The organism is Mameliella sp. CS4 (genome assembly GCF_019392335.1).
Taxonomy (GTDB): Bacteria; Pseudomonadota; Alphaproteobacteria; order Rhodobacterales; family Rhodobacteraceae; genus Antarctobacter.
The window spans coordinates 13,954-33,922 of the sequence record NZ_JAHXRQ010000011.1; the positions used below are offsets into that span (position 1 = coordinate 13,954).

General features: G+C 66.4%; 25 protein-coding genes and 1 tRNA gene. 7 read left to right on the forward strand and 19 right to left on the reverse strand.

Annotated elements, in window-relative coordinates; translation table 11 throughout:
• Window positions 1-6 precede the first annotated feature (6 nt).
• Complete coding sequence (locus tag KZZ07_RS14280; protein ID WP_219515017.1) at window positions 7-957, forward strand: zinc ABC transporter substrate-binding protein; 951 nt, start codon at window positions 7-9, stop codon at window positions 955-957.
• A gap of 15 nt (window positions 958-972) precedes the next feature.
• On the opposite strand, the gene KZZ07_RS14285 is transcribed toward KZZ07_RS14280, so the two are convergent.
• From KZZ07_RS14285 to KZZ07_RS14375, 19 genes are all read right to left on the reverse strand, one after another.
• A complete protein-coding gene (locus KZZ07_RS14285) occupies window positions 973-1,749 on the reverse strand; it encodes a LamB/YcsF family protein (RefSeq protein WP_219515019.1) in 777 nt (258 codons plus the stop codon).
• Window positions 1,746-2,747, reverse strand: a complete 1,002-nt coding sequence (locus KZZ07_RS14290) for a 5-oxoprolinase subunit C family protein (RefSeq protein WP_219515020.1) — start codon at window positions 2,745-2,747, stop codon at window positions 1,746-1,748. Before KZZ07_RS14290 ends, KZZ07_RS14285 begins: the two co-directional genes overlap by 4 nt.
• Window positions 2,744-3,487, reverse strand: coding sequence for a 5-oxoprolinase subunit B family protein (locus KZZ07_RS14295; protein WP_219515021.1), 744 nt, complete (start codon window positions 3,485-3,487; stop codon window positions 2,744-2,746). Before KZZ07_RS14295 ends, KZZ07_RS14290 begins: the two co-directional genes overlap by 4 nt.
• Window positions 3,488-3,672: 185 nt before the next feature.
• Window positions 3,673-4,917: an aminotransferase class V-fold PLP-dependent enzyme gene (locus KZZ07_RS14300; protein ID WP_219515022.1), complete on the reverse strand. Its 1,245-nt coding sequence runs from the start codon at window positions 4,915-4,917 to the stop codon at window positions 3,673-3,675.
• A complete protein-coding gene (locus KZZ07_RS14305; protein WP_219515023.1) occupies window positions 4,917-5,099 on the reverse strand; it encodes a DNA gyrase inhibitor YacG in 183 nt (60 codons plus the stop codon). The genes KZZ07_RS14300 and KZZ07_RS14305 overlap by 1 nt, the downstream gene beginning before the upstream one ends.
• Window positions 5,096-6,127 (reverse strand): ribonuclease E/G, encoded by a 1,032-nt coding sequence (locus KZZ07_RS14310; protein ID WP_219515025.1) that lies wholly within the window; start codon window positions 6,125-6,127, stop codon window positions 5,096-5,098. The genes KZZ07_RS14305 and KZZ07_RS14310 overlap by 4 nt, the downstream gene beginning before the upstream one ends.
• The gene (locus KZZ07_RS14315) at window positions 6,124-6,708 is read right to left on the reverse strand and encodes a Maf family protein (protein WP_219515027.1); all 585 of its coding nucleotides are present in this window, start codon (window positions 6,706-6,708) and stop codon (window positions 6,124-6,126) included. Before KZZ07_RS14315 ends, KZZ07_RS14310 begins: the two co-directional genes overlap by 4 nt.
• 5 nt (window positions 6,709-6,713) lie before the next feature.
• Complete coding sequence (locus tag KZZ07_RS14320) at window positions 6,714-7,127, reverse strand: hypothetical protein (protein ID WP_219515030.1); 414 nt, start codon at window positions 7,125-7,127, stop codon at window positions 6,714-6,716.
• A 133-nt stretch (window positions 7,128-7,260) separates the two neighbouring features.
• The gene (gene infA, locus KZZ07_RS14325; protein ID WP_023849011.1) at window positions 7,261-7,479 is read right to left on the reverse strand and encodes a translation initiation factor IF-1; all 219 of its coding nucleotides are present in this window, start codon (window positions 7,477-7,479) and stop codon (window positions 7,261-7,263) included.
• Window positions 7,480-7,561: 82 nt separating this feature from the next.
• On the reverse strand, window positions 7,562-8,446 hold the full coding sequence (locus KZZ07_RS14330) for a carbon-nitrogen hydrolase family protein (protein ID WP_219515033.1): 885 nt from the start codon (window positions 8,444-8,446) through the stop codon (window positions 7,562-7,564).
• Between the two features lie 9 nt (window positions 8,447-8,455).
• Window positions 8,456-9,037, reverse strand: coding sequence for a GNAT family N-acetyltransferase (locus tag KZZ07_RS14335; RefSeq protein WP_219515034.1), 582 nt, complete (start codon window positions 9,035-9,037; stop codon window positions 8,456-8,458).
• Window positions 9,037-9,438, reverse strand: coding sequence for a ketosteroid isomerase-related protein (locus KZZ07_RS14340; RefSeq protein ID WP_219515036.1), 402 nt, complete (start codon window positions 9,436-9,438; stop codon window positions 9,037-9,039). The genes KZZ07_RS14335 and KZZ07_RS14340 overlap by 1 nt, the downstream gene beginning before the upstream one ends.
• 56 nt (window positions 9,439-9,494) lie before the next feature.
• Window positions 9,495-9,941 (reverse strand): arsenate-mycothiol transferase ArsC, encoded by a 447-nt coding sequence (locus KZZ07_RS14345; RefSeq protein ID WP_219515037.1) that lies wholly within the window; start codon window positions 9,939-9,941, stop codon window positions 9,495-9,497.
• Window position 9,942: 1 nt separating this feature from the next.
• On the reverse strand, window positions 9,943-10,422 hold the full coding sequence (locus KZZ07_RS14350; RefSeq protein ID WP_219515038.1) for a UPF0262 family protein: 480 nt from the start codon (window positions 10,420-10,422) through the stop codon (window positions 9,943-9,945).
• Window positions 10,423-10,527: 105 nt separating this feature from the next.
• Complete coding sequence (arsC, locus tag KZZ07_RS14355) at window positions 10,528-10,881, reverse strand: arsenate reductase (glutaredoxin) (protein ID WP_219515039.1); 354 nt, start codon at window positions 10,879-10,881, stop codon at window positions 10,528-10,530.
• An 11-nt stretch (window positions 10,882-10,892) separates the two neighbouring features.
• A complete protein-coding gene (gene hisD / locus KZZ07_RS14360; protein WP_219515040.1) occupies window positions 10,893-12,194 on the reverse strand; it encodes a histidinol dehydrogenase in 1,302 nt (433 codons plus the stop codon).
• A gap of 453 nt (window positions 12,195-12,647) precedes the next feature.
• A complete protein-coding gene (locus KZZ07_RS14365) occupies window positions 12,648-13,127 on the reverse strand; it encodes a DUF2948 family protein (RefSeq protein WP_219515041.1) in 480 nt (159 codons plus the stop codon).
• The gene (gene murA / locus KZZ07_RS14370; protein WP_219515042.1) at window positions 13,124-14,395 is read right to left on the reverse strand and encodes a UDP-N-acetylglucosamine 1-carboxyvinyltransferase; all 1,272 of its coding nucleotides are present in this window, start codon (window positions 14,393-14,395) and stop codon (window positions 13,124-13,126) included. Before murA ends, KZZ07_RS14365 begins: the two co-directional genes overlap by 4 nt.
• 7 nt (window positions 14,396-14,402) lie before the next feature.
• Window positions 14,403-14,651: a hypothetical protein gene (locus tag KZZ07_RS14375; protein WP_219515308.1), complete on the reverse strand. Its 249-nt coding sequence runs from the start codon at window positions 14,649-14,651 to the stop codon at window positions 14,403-14,405.
• 52 nt (window positions 14,652-14,703) lie between these two features.
• Between KZZ07_RS14375 and KZZ07_RS14380 the strand changes: the two genes are divergently transcribed.
• The 6 genes from KZZ07_RS14380 to KZZ07_RS14405 all read left to right on the forward strand — a co-directional run bounded on the left by KZZ07_RS14380 (window position 14,704) and on the right by KZZ07_RS14405 (window position 19,803).
• Window positions 14,704-14,778: transfer RNA gene (locus KZZ07_RS14380), tRNA-Thr, on the forward strand.
• 707 nt (window positions 14,779-15,485) lie between these two features.
• Complete coding sequence (locus KZZ07_RS14385) at window positions 15,486-16,736, forward strand: 3-deoxy-D-manno-octulosonic acid transferase (protein WP_255564361.1); 1,251 nt, start codon at window positions 15,486-15,488, stop codon at window positions 16,734-16,736.
• 52 nt (window positions 16,737-16,788) lie between these two features.
• Window positions 16,789-17,232, forward strand: a complete 444-nt coding sequence (locus KZZ07_RS14390; RefSeq protein ID WP_219515044.1) for a DUF1178 family protein — start codon at window positions 16,789-16,791, stop codon at window positions 17,230-17,232.
• A 71-nt stretch (window positions 17,233-17,303) separates the two neighbouring features.
• Window positions 17,304-17,948 carry an SDR family NAD(P)-dependent oxidoreductase gene (locus KZZ07_RS14395; RefSeq protein WP_219515045.1) on the forward strand — a complete coding sequence of 215 codons (645 nt, stop codon included), beginning with the start codon at window positions 17,304-17,306 and terminating at the stop codon, window positions 17,946-17,948.
• A complete protein-coding gene (locus KZZ07_RS14400; protein WP_219515046.1) occupies window positions 17,926-18,396 on the forward strand; it encodes a YybH family protein in 471 nt (156 codons plus the stop codon). The genes KZZ07_RS14395 and KZZ07_RS14400 overlap by 23 nt, the downstream gene beginning before the upstream one ends.
• Before the next feature lie 168 nt (window positions 18,397-18,564).
• Window positions 18,565-19,803 (forward strand): aspartate kinase, encoded by a 1,239-nt coding sequence (locus KZZ07_RS14405; RefSeq protein ID WP_219515047.1) that lies wholly within the window; start codon window positions 18,565-18,567, stop codon window positions 19,801-19,803.
• The last annotated feature ends 166 nt before the right edge of the window (window positions 19,804-19,969 follow it).

Sequence of the window (19,969 nt, forward strand, 5' to 3'; positions counted from 1 at the left end):
GGTTCCATGTTCCGCCCCCTTCTCCTGTCCGCCTGCCTTGCCCTGCCCCAGATTGCCCTTGCAGAGGTGCCTCGCGTTGTCACCGACATTGGCCCGGTCGAAAGCCTTGTCGCGACGGTCCTGGGCGACCTCGGCACGCCAGAGCGGCTGTTGCCCCCCGGCGCCTCACCGCACCATATGGCGTTGCGTCCCAGCCAGGGGCGCGCCCTGTCCGAGGCGGATGTGGTGGTCTGGATCGGACCGGACATGACCCCGCAACTGCAAGAGCAGATCGACGCGCTGGCCGGGTCCGCCCGGTCTCTGGCCCTTGCCGAAGCACCGGGAACGCACCTCTTGCCCAGCCGGGACACCGGCCTCTTTCCGCATGAGCACGACGAACACGACGAGCATGGAGATGGTCACGACGTCCAAGACGACGCGCACAATGCCCACGACGGCCACGCCGTTCATGACCCGCACGTCTGGCTGTCCCCGGAAAACGCGACCCTCTGGCTGCCCCTGATCGCCAAGGCCCTGTCCGAGGCCGACCCCGAGAACGCCGCCACCTATGCCGCCAATGCCGAGGCCGGCACCCGGGCCATCGCAGAAGCCGTTGACCAGGCGCGCTCCGCGCTCGCCCCGGTCAAGGACCGTCCGCTTGCCCTGGCCCATGACGCCTACCAGTACTACGAGGAGTTCTTTGGTCTCAGTGTCATCGGGGCCATCTCGGATGCGGATGCAAACACCCCCGGCCCGGCCCGGCTGGCCGCGCTGCGTGACGGCCTCGCCGAACAGGGGGCGGCCTGCATCCTGACCGAGATCACCACCGATCCGCGCCTGATCGAGGCGGTCAAGGCCAGCGGCCTCCCCTCGGTGCAGCTTGACCCGCTGGGAACGGACCTGCCGCAGGGCGCAACGCTTTATCCCGCACTGATACTGGAAACCGCGACCCGGATTGCCACCTGCGCCGGCAACTGACCCAGGCCGGGGCCCTCACAGGGCCCCGCGCCGACCCTCGAAGGGTTTGACCACGACCCCTGCTGCCTCCAGCGCAGATCGTACAGCGCGCGCCATTGGCAGGGCCGTCGCCCCGTCCCCATGCAAACAGATCGTGTCGATCCCCGCCGGGATCGGATCGCCCTCTTCCGGCAGGATCGCGCCCGCCTGCACCATCTTCACGATGCGTGGCGCGGCCTCCTCGGGATCATGCAGCACCGCGCCGGGCAGGCTGCGATCCACCAGGGTCGCATCCGCATTATAAGCCCGGTCGGCGAATATCTCGCCCGCCCAGAGACAGCCCAGCCGTTCCACCACGCGCTGTTGCGCCGTCGCCGCCAGCACCATGATGATGATCTCCGGCGCCACTTCCAGCGCCGCGCCGTAACAGGCCTCGGCCAGGCCCTCGTCCTCGGAGGTCATGTTGGACAGCGCGCCATGCAGCTTCAGGTGCCGCACCTCGGCGCCCACCGCCCGCGCCATGCCCAATGCCGCGCCCAGCTGGTACTGCACCATATGCCGCAACGACCGCTCTGGCAGGTGCATCCGCCGCCGGCCAAACCCCTGAAGATCGGCAAAACCCGGATGCGCGCCGATGCCGACGCCCCGCGCCTGTGCGGTTGTCATGGTCTCGGCCATCACGTCCCAGTCCCCGGCATGAAATCCGCAAGCGACATTGGCGCTGGTCACGACCTCCAGCAGGGCGGCGTCCTGCCCCATCACCCAGGGGCCAAAGCTCTCGCCCATGTCGGCGTTCAGATCGACAGATGTCATGAATGCTCCTCCCCGGCGGTCACGCCGCTGATCAAAGAATGGGACAAAAGATCCGGCATATCCGCCGGATCGCGCACAAGCGGACGCACCGCGATCGCCCCCAGCGCCCGGCGATACCCGGCCTCCGCCTCCAGCGCCTCAGCGCGCGACACGAACCGGAACCGCAGCTCCACCCCCGGCGCCGCCTGCGCCACGCGCGGCAGATCCGCCGGGATCACCGTGCCGATGCGCGGATAGCCCCCGGTGGTCTGGCATTCGTACAGCAGGACATAGGGCGCGCCGTCACCGGGGATCTGGATGTCGCCCGGCGTGATGACCTCGGACACGATGCTTTGCCCCTCGGTCAGCCCATAGCCCTCGCCCTCGGGCGTCAGCCGGATCCCCATGCGGTTGCCCCGGCTGTCGCGCGCGAACCGCTCTTCGACAAACCTTGCCCGCATCTCTTCGGGAAACATCCCGGTCTGCAACGAAGGCAGCACCCGCAGCAGACCGCCGCCGAACCGATCCACCGGGTCCAGCGTCAGCCCCGTCTCGCGCCCCTTATCCGCCGCCAGCGGCAGGCGATCCCCCGCCTCCAGCAGACGCCCCAATCCGGCGTTCAGATGCGCCGACCGCGCGCCCAGTTCCTCGGGCAGGTCAAACCCGCCGCCCGGCGTCAGGTAGCCATAGACACCCGACAGCGCGCCGCCGATCTCCAACACAGCCCCGGCAGGCAGGACGTGGCTCGCGTTCCAGGACAGAGGCGCACCCTCCAGCGTGGCGCGCATCGGCGCCCCGGTCAGCGCGATGCGACAGGCCACATCCGCCCGGAACCTCCCACCGTAACCCGCCAGTTCCAGCGCCGTGCCCGGGGGCTGACGCAAGAGCGCCGCCCCCTCTGCCAGCGCCAACCGGTCCGCCGCCCCGCCGCGTGACAGGCCCAGCGCCATGTAGCCCGGCCGCCCGCCATCCTGTACCGTCACGCCCGGCCCGGCCTGAAGGACCTCCAGCGCGCTCATGCAAATGGCTCCACGGTCACGCCGCCCTTGGGATCGTCCGACAGGCGATCCCAGGCCTCCGCCGGAACCGAGTCAAAGATCACCTCGTCGCCGGGCCGCAACAGAAACGGCGTCTCGCTTTCTGGCCGGAACAGGGGCGCCGCCGTGCGCCCCACCTGCCGCCAGCCCGTCGGGGCAGAGACCGAGAACAGCACGAATTGCCGGATCGCCACCACAAGCGCCCCCTCGGGCACCTTTGGCGTCAACCCGGCCTGGCGCGGGATGTCCCAGGCCTCGGGCAGCGTGCCCAGGTAGGGCTGGCCCGGCGCGAAACCGATTGCGTTCACCCGCACCTGTGCCTGCGACAATTCCCGCTGCGCCGCCTCCGCACTCAGACCCGCGGCCTCCGCCGCCTCACCCAGCTGCGGACCAAAATCGCCTCCATAGACCGTGGGAATGCGCAACAGACGCCGCCCCTCGGGCAGCGGCGCTGCGTACCAATCCTCATGCGTCAGCCGCGCGTCCAGGTCGGCGCGCAGCGCCTCCAGTGACAGGAACAGCGGATCAAACCTCAGGTAGGTGGACACAAGCGAGGTAGACACCTCCTCCACCCCCTCCGGCGGATCGCGCTCGACCGCCGCGCAAAAGGCCAGCGCCGCGCGGTTCGCCACTTCCGACAGCGCCGGGCCAAACTGCACGATCACACCATCCAGCCCGATGGGCGCAATCCGGGGAAAGTCAGTACAAGGCTCTGCTGTCACGTCCAAAGGCTCCTTGGCGCACAGACCACCACGCGCCGCCCCCCTTGTCCACCGCTTCCCGCCCTCGGGCAAAGGCGCCGTCCCCCTCGCTTCTTCTCTGTAAAAATACTCCCGGGGGAGTCGACCGGAGGGAGACGGGGGTCATGCCGGAGGCACGACGACCCCCACTGCCCTATCCGCCTGGACTAGCCCAGAATGCCCCGCATCGCCGTAAGGAAGGCCCGCACCTCGTCCATCGCGTTGTAATGCGCCATCGACACCCGGATGCAATCCGCCTGCCCCAGGGGGGCCAGCACGTTGCCGGAATAGTGATCTGCCTTACGGATATGCGTGCGGATGCCGGCCTCGTTCAGCGCCGCGACGATCTGGGCCGAGGGGTGCCCCTCGGCCCAGAAACTCACCAGCCCCTCGCGTCCCGGGTTATCGGTGCCGCCAACCACGGTCACGCCCGGCAGGTCCGCCAGCCCGGCGAGGTTACCGGTGCCCTGGATCATCGCCTGGCACAGCGCCGCCTCATGTCCGTGGATCGCCCGCCGCGCCTCTGCCAGCCGGCCGGCCCGCGTCGCGGCCTCGGACACTTGGGCGCCCAGCCAGTCGAAATAGGACACGACGTCCGAAAAGGTCGCATAGGCGCCGGTATCGCGCGTCCCCAGTTCCCAGTTGCCCTCCGGCCCGCCGATCAGCGCATCATGCGCCAGCGCCGTCAGCCGGTCCGAGGCCCAGGCCACGCCGTAACCATGCCGCGAAAAGACCTTGTATGGAGAGATCACGTAGCCGTCGACACCGGCACCCGCCACATCGATATGACCGTGGCAGGCGTGCTGGATGCCGTCGACGATGATAAAACACTCGGGCGCCACGGCCCGGATCGCATCCGCGATCCCCGGCAGGTCCATCCCGATGCCCGTCACCGGCGAGGTGTGCAGGATCGTGACCACCGCCGTATCCGGCGTCACATGCGCGGCATAGGCCTGCGCCGTCACCCGCCCCGTCGCGTCGTCATGCGGGATCAGCACGTGGCGCCGCCCTGACACCCCGGCCCAGCGCGCCATCGCGCTGCGGGATGCGGGGTGTTCCACGGTCGAGCCCAGCGCCTCGCCCGGCCCCGCGCCCAGGCAGGCATCCCGGATCAGGCGGAACAACAGTTCCGTGCCGCTCTCGCCAAAGATCACTGCGCCGCCCTCGGCGCCGAGAAAATCGCGCACATCCGCACGGGCCTTCCCGATCACCTCGACCAGCGCCTTGGACGCCGGGTTGTCGCGCCCCTGGTTGTCGGGGATCGCGGCGAACCGCGTCGAGGTCTCGACCACCGCGTTCAGGGTCAGCGCCCCGCCCGCGTTTTCGAAGAACACGCGCTTGCCGGTAAAGGGGCAGTCCTCGACATGGGCAAAACGCCCGCGAATCTCGTCCAACAGGGCATCTTCGAACATCAGTGCGGTTTCCGTTCTTCCTGTTCCACGGCCTGCGCCGCCTCTTCCAAGTCGTCGGGATCCTCAGAGGGAATCGCGTAACTGCCGCCCAGCCATTTCGCCAGGTCCACATCCGCGCAGCGTTTCGAGCAGAAGGGCCGGTATTCCGGGTCTGTTGCCTTCGTGCAGATCGGACAGCTCATATCACCTCTCTCATCGCCACGCGGTCGCGCTTGCGCTGCAGTTCCAGCAGGCCCAGCGTCGTCCAGCCCGCCACCACAGTCTCGGTCGTCTCGGCCTTCAGTGCGGCCTTCAGCACGCTTTCGACCTGGCGGCGATCCTTCTTCACCATCGGCGCCGGGTCCACCACGATCTGACCGCCAAGCCCGCGCAAACGCAACTGGCGCGGCAGATCCCGCATGGCGGCGATATTCGCCTTCAACCCCGCCGCCGGAGAGGTATCGCCACCGGTATTGATGTCCACCGCCACCAGCGCAGAGGTCGGCTCGATCAGCATCGAGGCGCCAGAGGGCAGCGCCACCCGGGGCCGGCGCAGCCCCTCGATGACCTCGCCCAGTTCATGCCGGTCAAAAGCGCCCTCGGCGTCGTCCACATCCGCAGGGCCGCCCCATTCGCGCCAGGCCAGCGCATGCGGGCCGTCCCCCTCGACCAGCAGTTCCGCCTCGCCCTCGGTATCCGCCAGGACCGCCCGGGCCAGGTCCGACATGGCCAGCAGATCGTCCATGACCTCATCCGCCAGGTCCGGATGCGCAGAGGATCGCAGGATCACCCCCGCCCCCTCGGGCAGCGGGCTCTCGGCAGCCACGTCATGCGCAATCTCCAGCAGAGCGTCCCGCAGCTCATCGTCGCGGATCTGGCGCGAGACATTGATCCCCGGCGCCCCCGGCGTGACGATGGCATAACGCGACTTGAACAGCAGCCGGTTGGTCACCGGGATCGCCTTGCCCGGCTCGGCATAGCCCGTCACCTGCACCAGCAGCCGGTCGCCGGGGCTCAGCCCCTTGACCTGGCGCAGAAAGGCATTGCCGTCCGGCGTGCGCAGGAACAGCCCGCCCTGCCCCTTCATCGGACGTTCGACGACGCCGCGATAGATCGACCCGGGACGCGGCAGATCCGCGTCGATCAGCAGATCTTCCAGTTGCCCGTCCACCAGCAGAGCAGCCGCCTCGCGGCCTTTCCACTGGTCCAATACGATTGTGCTGCCCTTCATGACGCGTCCCTGTAAAGCGGATAGCCCGCCGCTTGAAGCAGATTCGCCGTCTCGGCCAGCGGCAGGCCCACCACGGCGGTGAAAGACCCGCTGATCCAGGGGATCAACGCCCCCGCCGGCCCCTGGATGCCATAGCCACCCGCCTTGCCACGCCAGTCGCCGCTCTGCAGGTAGGCATTCAGCTCTTCGTTGGACAGCATCTTCATCTTGACCTGAGTGACAACGTCTCGCTCCCAGATCCGCTCCCCCCGGCGCACGGCAACGGCAGTGATGACCCGGTGACGCCGTCCGGACAGCATGGTCAGGAATTCGGCCGCTTCCTTTTCATCCGCAGGCTTGCCAATGATGCGGCGGCCCATTGCCACGGTGGTATCCGCCGACAGGACGATTTCCTCGGGGTCCGAGGGGATCGCCTCGGCCTTTTCCCGTGCCAGCCGAATGCAATAGGGGCGCGGTTGCTCACCCTTCTCCGGATCCTCGTCGATGTCCGGCGGACGAATGTCATCGGCCGTGACGCCAAGCTGCGCCAGCAGCTCGCGTCGGCGCGGGCTGCCGGAGCCCAGGATCAGACGGGGCTTCATGGCTATTATTCTCCGTTCACTTCTGAGCGGAGTTCCTCGACCAATTCATTTAGGCCTTCAACCCTGTCACCCATATTGAAACCAAATGCCAAAAGGCCCGTCTCAATCATGTAGCGCTGTTGTCGGCAGACGATTTCGATCAACTCGTCCACTTTAGAACGCAGCCTATCTTCGCAAATCGGATAGTACCGATTTATCTGCGTCGCGCCTCCAGCATTAGAGAACTCAATTGTGGAATCTTCCACAAAACAGGTTTCTCTTTCCAACCTTGGATGAGGTGTCACGTCCAAAAGGCTGCCATTCGACTGCCTCACAACGGCATGTTGAACAGCCTCGTGAAACAGTTTGGGAGAAGTTCTTATCTCCCAACCCACAACTACTTCGCCACCATGCCCGAATGTGTAGGCTTGTGCATTCACATAGCACCGCCCTTGTTCGCCGGCAGGCAGCGCCTTCCTTGGAACCAGCGTCGGCCTCCCGGACCGCGACAACGTTTTTACGAAGCCACGGACCGACTTGTCTTTGGGATTGCCTACGACAAGCTCCAGCAACTTACTTGAAGCGATAGTTGATCCGACCCTTGGTCAGATCGTAGGGGGTCATTTCCACCTGGACCCGGTCTCCCGCGAGGACACGGATGCGGTTCTTGCGCATCTTTCCTGCCGTGTGCGCGATGATCTCATGGCCGTTATCAAGCTCGACCCGGAACGTCGCGTTCGGCAGGAGTTCCTTCACGACACCGGGAAATTCGAGCGTATCTTCCTTGGCCATGTTCTCTCCTGAATCGAAAACCGCGCTCTAGGCGCGGCGCGCCATAATATGCGCCTGCAGCGCGGGGAATTCAAGTCGCTTCTCAGCGCAGCGTCGTGACCTCAGGCGCGCCGTCCCGGCCCGCCTGATCGTCCCAGTGTTGTCGGTTCAACACCACGCCTTCACGCCGCACCCGCGCCACCGCGTCGCGGTCGATCTCGGCATAGGTCCAGCCCGGCTGGTTCAACACGCCATCGGCCAGGAGTCCGGTCTCGGGAAAGCCGATGTCTGGCGGGCCGAAGACCGCGCCGCGCCCGACGCTGACGTCGATCGATGTGCTCCAGTCCGCCTCGCCCACAACCGAGGACATGACCGCGACACATTGCGCCTCCAACGCCCGGGCCATCGCGCCGATGCGTACCCGGCTGTGCCCCGACAGCGCCTCCGTCACCGAGGGCACCAACAGGATTTCCGCCTCCTGCAGCGCCCGCCCCAACAGCGGATACTCGCTGTCATAACAGATCAGGATACCGATCTTGCCCAGGGCCGTGTCGAACAGCCGCAGCGGACCTCCAGGGACGACGTTCCAGTCCTCGCGCTCGAACCGCGTCATGATCTGCTTGTCCTGCACGCCCATCTCTCCCGAGGGCGCAAAGAAACGCGCCCGGTTTACCGGGCGCGGTCCGATCGCGGGATCGAAGACGGGCGCCGAGGCCGCGAGAATATGCACCCCGAACCGCCTTGCCAGCGACGCGTGCAAATCGTCGGCGGCTGGCACCCGTTCGGACACCGCGTGCAAACTGGCCTCCAGGTCCAGCGCCGCCTCGCGCCCCGCCAGCGTCGCCAGTTCCATCGCGCCGTATTCCGGAAAGACCAGCAGATCCGCCCCCGCGCTCGCCGCCTCGCTCACCCACCGGGTCATCTTGGCCTCGTAAGCCTGCCAACTGTCGAGAAATTCCGCCGGATATGCCGCCGCAGCAACCTTCATCTCAAACCCTCACAATGTCCGCATCCAGAACCTGAGCGGCTTTTCCGTCTCCTCGTCCTGGTCGATGTCCTTCCAGCGAAACCGCGCCACCGCGCCCTCCAGCGGTTCATAGCCCCGCTTGCGCCAGAACGGATCGAGCGGCGCATAGTCGGCGGGCCGCAGCGGATGATCTCCGGGCCGCACCACGCCGCAGAACACGCAATAGCGCCGCCCCAAAGACCGCGCGTGCGCTTCGCGCAGGTCGAAAAACCGATGCCCGACCCCGCGCCCCCGATACTCGGGCAGTAGCACCGATTCCGCGCAATAGAAAATCTCGGACAGATCAAAGCCCTTACCGTCGAAGGCCCCGGCGAAATCCTCTGCGTGATCTTCCAGCGGCGTGCCGGTGGCCGCGCCGACAAGGCGATCCCCGTCAAAGGCCCCCACCAGAACCGCGTTCGCGCTCTCGCGATAGGTCTGCAGATAGTCGCGCTCATAGGCGAAGTCCCCGTCGTAAAGATAGGGAAAGGCGTGGAAAACCGCGATCCGCAGCCGCGCCACCTCATCCAGCGCCGCCTCCAGCGCGGCGCCCGTCAGCACCTCGACCCGCATCACGAAACCTGCGCGGTCCAGTCGGTGAGGTTGTAATAGGTGACGACCCGGCTGATCTTGCCGCCTTCCAGCGAAAAGAACGATCCCGCCGGCAGGCGATAGCTCTGCCCACGCGCCTCCGGCAGCCCCTCGTCAGTCTCCAGGTAGGTGCCGTTGACGATGAATTCCGCCGCCGCCCGGCTGCCGTCCTCATGCTCGAAAATCACCATATCGGTCAGAGTCTCGCGGTAGCAGCGGCTCATATGGGCGCAGAAAGCCTCGAACAGCTCTTTTCCACGCCGCACCTGGCCCTCGTTGACGTGATGCGCCACGTCATCCGACAGGCACTCCAGCATCCCGTCGACATCCCCCGCATTGAAAGCCGCGAAATACTTCGCCACCACGTCCCGCGCCTGACCCATTGCGCAACTCCCTGTTTCTTCTCTCTGAAAATACTCGAAAAAAGCGGCACAGCCGCTTACTCCGCGCTCCATTGCCCGCTCAGGCGCGCGACCAGCTGGTCCCGCGTCTGGCGATAGGCATTCAGCTTCTGCTCGCGCGTCTCGCCGATGCCCGTCGGATCCATGATCGGCCAGTATTCCACCGTCAGGTGGTAATAGCGCGTCAGGTCCAGCGCCCGCCGCTGCGAGGCCGGAGACAGCGTGACAATCAGGTCGAATCCCGACAGCATCTCGCCCATCTGCTCCATTTCCTCGAAACTGCGCGACCGGTGCCGTTCCAGCTCTACCCCGATCTCGCTGCAGACCGAAATGGCGAAACCGTCGATCTCGAGGTCATTCACGACTCCGACCGACTGAACGTAGGTCTCTGTCCCATAGAGCTTTTTCATGATGCCCTCGGCCATCGGGGACCGAACGGCATTATGGTCGCAGGCAAAGAGGATCGACTGCGGCAACTCCGGCACCTCAGCCCCCGAAATGCAGGACGCAGATCAGGGTGAACAGGCGCCGGGCGGTGGCGTCATCGACCTCCACCTTGCCCTCCAGCCGCTCCTGCAGGATGCGCGCGCCCTCGTTGTGGATGCCCCGGCGCGCCATGTCGATGGTCTCGATCTGGCTGGGCGGCAGGGTCCGGACCGCGTCGAAGTAGCTTTTGCAGATCTGAAAGTAGTCCTTCACCACCTGCCGGAACGGCGACAGAGAAAGATGGAATTCCGCCGCCTTTTCATGACCTTCCGTGCTGACGTCAAAGACCAGCCGCTTGTCCCTGATCGACAGGCCCACGTTGTAGGGCCCGGGCGGCACGGCGCGGTCCTCGCGCGCGGGCAGGACAAAGGAATTCTCTTCCATCAGGTCGAACATAGCCACGCGCCGCTCCTGCTCGATCTCCGGCGTCGGCGGCGGCAGGTTGGCGTCATCCAGTTCGATATGCGCGATGCGGGTCATGGGCAGCATCCTGAAAACTCGCATTGGCTTAGCGCGGCCCGTCTCCGGGGGCAATGCCACCAATGGGGCAATTCACATCCCCGGCTCCAGCGTGCCACGACGGCCTCAGCCGTCCAGCAACTCCGCCACCAATTCGGGCGGCCGGCACAGCCGAACGCCCTTCGGCGAACAGACGATGGGCCGTTCCACCAGTTCGGGATGGGTTACCATCGCCTCCAGGATCGCCGCCTCGCCAACGCCCTCCTCCAGCAGACCCAGGTCCTTGGCCTGCCCGCGCGCCGTGCGCAGCGCCTCGCGCGCCCTCAGGCCCGCAACGGCAAAAAGCGCCTGCAACTGCGGCACGGTCCAGCCCGTCTTCATGTAGGGCACGACGACAGGCTCTTCGCCGGCCTCCCGGATCAACGCCAGGGCCGCGCGCGACTTGGAACAGTTCGGATTGTGAAAGATGACGACCGTCATGCCATGCCCCTTCAGCGGTTGAGTTTCTCGAGCCGCGCCGTCACGCTCAGCCCATGCGCCTCTAGGCTTTCGGACAGCGCCAGAACCTCTGCCGCCGGGCCAATCGCGCGCAGGCTGTCCGGCGTCATCCGCGCCAGCGTCGTGCGTTTGACGAAATCCATCACCGACAGGCCCGAGGAAAACCGCGCCGAGCGCGCCGTGGGCAGAACGTGGTTCGGACCGCCGACATAGTCGCCGATGGCCTCGGGCGTCCACTGGCCCAGGAAAATCGCCCCGGCATGAATGCATTTCGCCGCCAGCGCCTCGGGATCACCCACGCAAAGCTCCAGGTGCTCGGGCGCGATCCGGTTCGACAGCACTGCCGCCTCGTCCAGGTCGGCCACCGTGATCACCGCGCCGAAATCGCGCCAGGACGCCCCCGCGATGGCGCGCCGTTCCAACGTCTGCAAGCGCGCCTCCACGGCCTCCGCCACCCGGCGACCAAAGGCCTCATCCGTGCAGATCAGCAACGCCTGCGCGCTCTCGTCATGTTCCGCCTGGCTCATAAGGTCCAGCGCGATCCAGTCCGGATCATTGTCACCATCGGCAATCACCAGGATCTCGGACGGCCCGGCGATCATGTCGATGCCAACCTTGCCAAAGACCCGGCGCTTGGCGGCGGCGACAAAGGCATTGCCGGGCCCGGTGATCTTGTCCACCGGGGCAATGGTCTCGGTTCCATAGGCCAGCGCGGCAATCGCCTGCGCCCCGCCGATGCGATAGATCTCGTCCACTCCGGCGATCCGCGCCGCCAGCAAGACAGCCGGGTTCACCACCCCGTCCGGCGTCGGCACACAGATCGCCAGCCGTTCGACCCCCGCCACCTTGGCGGGAATCGCATTCATCAGGACCGAAGACGGGTAAGAGGCCAGCCCGCCCGGAACATAGAGCCCGGCGGCCGACACCGCGCTCCAGCGCCAGCCCAGCGTCGCGCCCTCGGGATCGGTCCAGCTCTGGTCCTGCGGCATCTGGCGAACGTGATAGGCGCGGATACGCTCGGCGGCGGTTTCCAGCGCCTGGCGCTCGGCCTCGGGCACGCGCGCGCATTCCGCCTCGATCTCCGCCTCGGAAAACCGCAACCCGGCAGCATCCAGCTCCAGCCGGTCGAATTTCGCGGTCAGGTCCAGCACCGCCGCGTCACCGCGCGCACGCACATCCGCGATGATTTCCGCCACCACGGAATCCACGTCCGGGCTGTCCTCCCGCTTGGCCCCAAGCAGGGCCTGAAAGGCAGTTTCGAAATCATTCTGGCGGCTATCGAGAAAGACGGGCATGGGCACCTCCGCTATATCCCGCGCCTCTTAGCCCGCCCACTCGCCGGCCTCAAGCGCCACGACCACGCCATGTACCCGGCAGGCCGGCGCGCCCTTCGGGCCCGGGCTCCGCCCCTTCGCACCTCAAACTCTCCACCGGAGAGTTTACCCACAGACAGACCCGCGCTCAGCCTGTTCCCCGGAGCCCTCCATCGCTTGAGGCCGATCAGAGCCGGGGCGCGGGGCAATGCAAGGGGCCGCAGGCCCGCCGACAGGCGGCTTGCCCTTGCATCATCCCGCGCACTGGCTCAGGCCCGAATAAGCGAGGGAGGGCTTCGGGGAACAGGCGAGGCTTGTTCCTTGGTGACTCCCGAAGCGAAAAACAGGCGCAGCCTGTTCCAAAGGGTCGGCGGGCGGGCGCCTTTGCGGCGTATGCCGCAAACAGTCCCGTCCCGACGACGCTCCCCCAGAGGCTCACGCGCCGTGGTCCGGCAGCTTGCCCGACGGCGCCAGATACGGCCGCGTCACGTCCCGCAGCGACACTTCCAGTGCCTCGACCTTCGCCCGCAGCGCCCCGTCCCCGGCCAGCGTCAGCACCACGTAACCCTCCGCGTCCTCACCCGGCTCGAAGGTCACCGACAGAACCTGCAGGATCATGTCGCGGTCCGACCGGTCGACCCCCTGGCTTGCCATGCCCAGCACGTTGTCGATCACCAGAAGGGATTGCACCCGCTCGACGGGTCGCCCCCGGGCGCGGGCGGTCTCGACGTCTTCCCAGCGGATCCGGTTCACCAACAGGCCCACCCGACGTTGCGAGACCTGCCAACGGATCTCTGTGACCGGCAGGACCGCGTCCTGCACCAGGCTCGAAATCACGTCGAGGTCCCCGGCATCCAGCGCGCCAAGGTTCAGCGGGCGCTCGCCGCCCTCTTCGAAACGCGCATCCTCGGTCATGTCTCCGCCACCCTTTCGATCCGGGCACCCACCGCCGACAGCTTGTCCTCGACGTTCTCATAGCCGCGATCCAAGTGGTAGACGCGATTGACCATCGTCTCGCCCTCGGCTGCCAGCCCCGCCAGGATCAGCGAGACGCTGGCCCGCAGGTCGGTGGCCATCACCGGCGCGCCGCGCAACCGCTCGACGCCCGTGACCTTGGCGGTGCCGCCATGCACGTCGATCTGCGCCCCCATGCGCATCAGCTCCGGCGCATGCATGAATCGGTTCTCGAAGATCTTCTCTTCCAGCACCGAAACCCCCTCTGCGGTACAGAGCAGCGCCATCATCTGCGCCTGCAGGTCGGTCGGAAACCCCGGGAACGGCTCGGTCGTCACGTCCACGGCGCTGACCCGGCCATTGCGCCGCGCGACCTTCAGTCCGGCCTCGGTTTCCTCCACGGCGATCCCCGCCGCGTCCAGCTTCTCGCAAAAGGCCTCGACCAGTTCGATCTTGCCGCCAAGGCAGGTCACTTCGCCGCCGCAGATCGCCGGCGCCAGCATGTAGGTGCCCAGTTCGATCCGGTCGGTCACAACCGCATGTGTCGCCCCGCCCAGCCGGTCGACGCCCTGGATGGTGATTTCGGGCGATCCCTCCCCCTCGATCTGCGCCCCCATCGCCCGCAGGCAGCGGGCCAGGTCGACGATCTCCGGCTCGCGTGCGGCGTTCCTGAGAACGGTCGTGCCCTTGGCCAGGGTCGCCGCCATCAGCGCGTTTTCCGTCGCCCCGACCGAGACGAAGGGAAATTCGACGATGCCGCCCCGCAACCCGCCCGCGGGCGCCTTGGCATGGACGTAACCGTCGCGCAGGTCCATCTCGGCGCCCATCGCCTCCAGCGCCTTGAGGTGCAGGTCCACGGGCCGCGCGCCAATGGCACAGCCCCCGGGCAGCGAAACCTCGGCATAGCCTTCGCGCGCCAGCAACGGCCCCAGCACCAGGATCGAGGCGCGCATCTTGCGCACGATGTCATATTCCGCGCGCTGGGTGATCTTCCCGTGCGAGGACATGGCCAGCACCCGGCCATCGGCCAGGGTCGACACCTCGGCGCCCAGCGACTGCAACAGCAGCGTCATGGTGCGGATATCCGACAGGCGCGGCGCATTGGTCAGCGTCAGCGGCTCATCGCTGAGCAGCGTCGCCGGCATCAGCGTCAGGCAAGCGTTCTTGGCGCCCGCGATGGGAATCTCCCCGGCCAGCGGGCCGTTCCCCGTCACAACAATCGAATCCATGCCTGTCCTATTCCTCGCCCGGCGTTTCGCCATTGTCCTGTGCAGCGGGCTCTGCGGCGTCCTGCCGCGCCCGGGCCTGGGCCTTGCGGCGCGCAAGGTTGGCTTTCAGCGCCGCCTTCAGCCGCGCATCCCTGCCGTCATTGCCACTTTGGCCCCGCCGTTTGTCATCCTGCTTCATGGCGCGGGTGTACCCCAGCCGGGATAGCTGGTCCAGCCTGCGGCAAAGCGTTGGGCAAAGCTTTGTCCGTTTTTTCAATTCGACCTCTTGCGCGGTCAGAATTTCCGGTCTAAGAGGCCCGCCACACGCTGCTGCTGTAGCTCAGAGGTAGAGCACTCCCTTGGTAAGGGAGAGGTCGAGAGTTCAATTCTCTCCAGCAGCACCATTTTCCCAGGCTCTCGTATCAGAACGGCCGCTGGTTCCGCAGCGATTGGCAGCTCCCTGTGACCGGGCGCACGAAGGCAAAGTCGGACCCCGTGCCGCCTGTTTCGCATGCTTTTATCCGGCAGGATACTGTTGCCTGGAACACCTCAGAGCGCAGCGCTTTTGTCCAGGCACGGCGTCGCCCCGCCGCAGAACCATGTGAGCATTCCCTCTCAAGCAATTGATTCCGAATTTAAAAACGGGGCACTTACGTGGTGCGGTACACTCGCTCGGATTTCTCCCTCTCTCAGGCCATTTTCGCGGTTATTCCGCGAAAACTTCACTCACAGAAACCCCGGGCGCCAACCCGTTGATTCAACGTCACCTTCGGAAGTTACTCCCAGATCCCCACGAGGATCGAGGCAAAGGCCAGCCCAACGCAGGGGCCAAAACGCCTCCCCGATCTGAATTCCCTGTGCAAACATCGTGTAATGACAATAAAATTAGCCACTACACACCAATAAATGCGGTAAAAGTTGTTTCTTGGAAATTTCAGCCCACCCGCCACAAGTCCGCAGCCTGGGCCCAACCTCCCCTAACCCACTGAAAAGCCACACCGGCGCAAATACGCCGTCTCGTCGTGCAAACCCCGGACCGTGGCCGTAAATGCCACTCTCGCCCCACCCTTGCCAAGGCCCCGTCACAGGGCCTATCCGCAGGTTCGGGCAGTTGGCCCGTGCAACGACCGGATCGCCCGTGTTTCTCTATCGCCTGCTCCTCAGCTTCTTTGCCGCCGGCACCCTGGTACGCGCCATGCGTCGGGGCGGGATCGCTGCGGCGCGGTCGCGGCTGTCGACCGGCACGCCGCCCCCCGGCGCGCATGTCTGGTTGCACGGCGCCTCCAACGGGGAACTCGCCTCTGTCCGGCCTCTTCTTGAACGGTTGATCTCGGCCCGCCCGGATCTGCGCTGGCTGGTCACGGCCAATACCGAAACCGGCGTCGCGCTGGCCAAGGGCTGGGACCTGCCCCGCGTCTCTGCCCGGCTGGCGCCGCTGGACCTGCGTCGCCCGACGCGCAGGATCATGCGGGACTGGCAGGTCCGCGCCCATGTCGCGCTCGAGGCCGAGCTCTGGCCAAACCGGTTCATCACCTGCCCCGGCCCGGTCCTCCTGCTGGGCGCCCGGATGACCCCGGGCACAGCGCGCAGCTGGGCGCGGCTGCCGAAACTCGCGCGCCGGACGCTGGGCCGGGTGGCCTTTGCCTCGGCACAGGACAGCGCAAGCGCAGAGCGGTTGGCCGATCTTGGCCTGCCCGCCAAGGCACGGGGGCCGGTGGTCGATCTCAAGGCCTTCTACACGCCGCCCGCCCCGGTGCCCGATGCCGGGTTGGACGCCGCCCTGCCCCGCCCCCTGACCTGGCTTGCCGCCTCCACCCATGACGGCGACGAAGAGGTTGCCCTGACGGCCCACAAGGCCTGCCTGCGGGACAGCCCCGGGCTGAAGCTCATCCTCGCGCCGCGCCACCCCCGCCGGGCGGACGAGATCGCCGATATGGCCCGCGACATGGGCCTGACCATCGCCCGCCGAAGCCGGGGCGAAGACCCGGCCCCGGCACAGGTCTACTTGGCCGACACGCTGGGCGAGATGCCGCTCTGGTATGCCCGCGCGGGCCGCGTCTTTATCGGTGGCACGCTCAGCGACCGGGGCGGGCACACCCCTTACGAACCCGCTGCCTTTGGCGCTGCGCTGATCCACGGACCGGACACGCGGAATTTCTCCGCCGCCTTTTCCCGTCTGCGCGACTGCGCGCCGGAAATCACCGATGCCGACACGCTGGCGCAGGCCTTGACCGCCCTGCAGGACCCGGCGGCACAAGAGGATGCCGGCCAAAGAGCCCAGGCCGCACTGCGTCAGGACAGCAGCCTCGACACGCTGGCAAAGCGCATCCTGGCGCAGCTGCCGCCGAAAGTGCAATCTTGATCCGCCGCACGTTATCCTTATCTTTCGTTCAATCGCCAGCCGGAGCCGGGAGATGATCCAGTACAGTCTCAAATGCGCCGACGGGCACCAGTTCGACAGCTGGTTCCAGTCCGCCTCTGCCTTTGACAAGCTGCAGGCCGCAGGCCATGTCGCCTGTGCCATCTGCGGATCGGAACAGGTGGAAAAGGCACTGATGGCCCCGCGCGTCGGACAGGGGGACAAGGCCGGACAGGGGGACGCGCCTGAACCGGAACAGCCGCTGAGCAAACCCAAGTCGCCCGCCGAACAGGCGCTGGCCGCACTCAAGGCCCATGTCGAGGCGAACTCCGACTATGTCGGAACGCGTTTCGCGCAAGAGGCCCGCGCCATGCACGCGGGCGAGGCCCCCGAACGCCCGATCTGGGGCGAGGCCAAGGGGAACGAGGCCAAGGCGCTGATCGAAGATGGCATCAAGGTCGCGCCCCTGCCCTTTACCCCCACACGAAAGAGCAACTGACCCCTGTTCCGACCCGCGCCTTTCCGCTAGGCAAGCCATGCCAGACAGGCGGGCAAGAGCAGGGAGCCCCCATGCAGATCCTCATCACCGGCGCAAACCGCGGCATCGGCGCGGCACTGGATATCGCCCTGACGGCGCGCGGCGACAGCGTGCTTGGCACCGCGCGCAACCATCCCGAGTACCTGCCGCTGGAGGTCACGGACCCGGCCTCGCACCGCGCCCTCTCTGCCAGGCTGGAAAGCCAGCCTATCGACACGCTGATCTGCAACGCCGGCGTCTACCTCGACAAGGGCCAGAGCCTCGCCGATGGCTACCCGCCAGAGATGTGGGCCGAGAGTTTCGCCGTGAATGTCACCGGCGTTTTCCTCACCGTGCAGTCGCTCCTGCCCAACCTGCAACTGTCGGACACCCCGCGCATCGCAATCATCTCCTCGCAGATGGCCTCGCACAGCCGTGCGCCGGGCGGCAGCTACATCTACCGCGCCTCCAAGGCGGCGGCGCTGAACCTGGGTCGCAACCTGGCCGCCGATCTGAAACCGCTGGGCATCGCCGTGGGCGTCTACCACCCCGGCTGGGTGCGCACCGACATGGGTGGCACCAGCGCCGAAATCAGCACCGAAGAGGCCGCGCGCGGGCTGGCGGACCGCATCGACGCATTGGACATCGAAACCACCGGCTGCTTTCAGACCTGGGATGGCCGCACCCATCCCTACTGATCCCCTCACGCGGCCAGAAGATTTTCCCGCCGCCTTCATCGCCGCCTGGGAAACGCGGCGCGGCGATGCCATCGCCGCGTTGTTTACCGAGGACGCGGATTTCGTAAATGTCACCGGCCTCTGGTGGCATGGACGCGCGGCCATCGCCAAACCGCATGAGTACGCGCTAAAAAGTTTTTTCAGCGAAACGACACTGCGCGCGGGCCGGACAGAAACCCGCCACCTGGGCCCGGACGTGGCCGTGGTGCGCTGTCGCCTGACCCTCGCGGGCCAGACCGCGCCCGACGGCAGCACTGCGGGAGACCGTCAGACCATCCTCACCGCCGTCCTGCAGCGCGGCCCCGACGGCTGGCTGGCCGTCTCGACCCAGAACACCGACGTTGTTCCGGGCAAGGAAACCCATCTCAACGCGGGCACCCTGACAGCGGTCGATTACCGCCAGCGCTAACCCTGCGGCTTCTTCTCTGTCCAAATACTCCGGGGTGAATTGGTCCCGGGCTTGATCCGGGACCAAGAGGGGCAGCGCCCCTGCTCTCCGCCCCACCTTGCGGCCAAAGCACCCTTGCGCGCGACGTCAACGCGGCGTAAACGCCCTGCGATCTGAAGGGGGACCTCCATGTCCGTGCTTGTGATGAAATTCGGCGGTACGTCCGTCGCCACGCTGGACCGCATCCGCCGCGCCGCCAAGCGCGTCGGGGTCGAGGTCGCCAAGGGCCATGACGTGATCGTCATCGTCTCGGCCATGTCCGGCGAAACCAACAAGCTGGTGGGCCTCGTCGAGGACACTTCGCCACTCTTCGATGCGCGCGAATACGACGCCGTCGTCTCCTCGGGCGAGAATGTCACCGCCGGGCTGATGGCGCTGACGCTGCAGGAAATGGATATTCCCGCGCGCAGCTGGCAAGGCTGGCAGGTGCCGGTGAAAACCACCTCCACCCATGCCTCCGCCCGGATCGAGGATATTCCGCCGGCCAACATCAGCGCGAAGTTCGCCGAGGGCATGAAGGTCGCGGTCGTGGCCGGTTTCCAGGGCATCTCGCCCGAGGGCCGCATCACCACGCTGGGCCGGGGCGGGTCGGACACCACCGCGGTGGCATTTGCCGCCGCCTTCGGCGCGGTACGCTGCGACATCTACACCGATGTGGACGGGGTCTATACGACCGACCCGCGGATTTGCGAAAAGGCGCGCAAGCTGGACCGCATCGCCTTCGAGGAAATGCTGGAAATGGCCAGCCTCGGTGCCAAGGTGCTTCAAACCCGCTCTGTCGAGCTGGCGATGCGCTACAAGGTGCCGCTGCGGGTGCTGTCGAGCTTCGAGGAAATGGACGACGCGGCGGGAACGCTGGTCTGCGACGAGGAAGAGATCATGGAAAGCAATGTTGTGGCCGGTGTGGCCCATTCCCGCGACGAAGCCAAGATGACCCTGGTCTCGGTCGCCGACCGTCCCGGCATCGCCGCCGCGATCTTCACCCCCCTGGCCGAGGCCGGGGTGAACGTGGACATGATCGTGCAGAACATCTCCGAAGAGGGCCGCACCGACATGACCTTCTCCTGTCCCACCAACCAGGTGGCGCGCGCCGAGAAGGCGATGGAAGAGGCCAAGGCCAAGGGCGAGATCAACTTTCACGGCATCGTCGCCGATACCAACGTGGCCAAGGTCTCGGTCGTGGGCATCGGGATGCGCAGCCACGCCGGTGTCGCGGCCAAGTTCTTCCGCGTGCTGGCAGATGATGGCATCAACATTCAGGTCATCACCACGTCCGAGATCAAGATTTCCGTCCTGATCGAACGCAAATACATGGAACTGGCCGTGCAGGCGCTGCACGACGCCTTCGAACTGGACAAGGCCGGCTGATCCTGGCGCACCCAAGGCCCTTGCAAGGGCCTTGGCCCGCCCTTTGGCTGCGGTTCCGCCCACACCGAACGGGTGTTTTCTCATCAATCCGGCCCCCCGCACCACACGTATAGCGGGAATATTCTCACCACGTCCGTGAAAAGCGGTTTCCAATGGGGCACGCAAT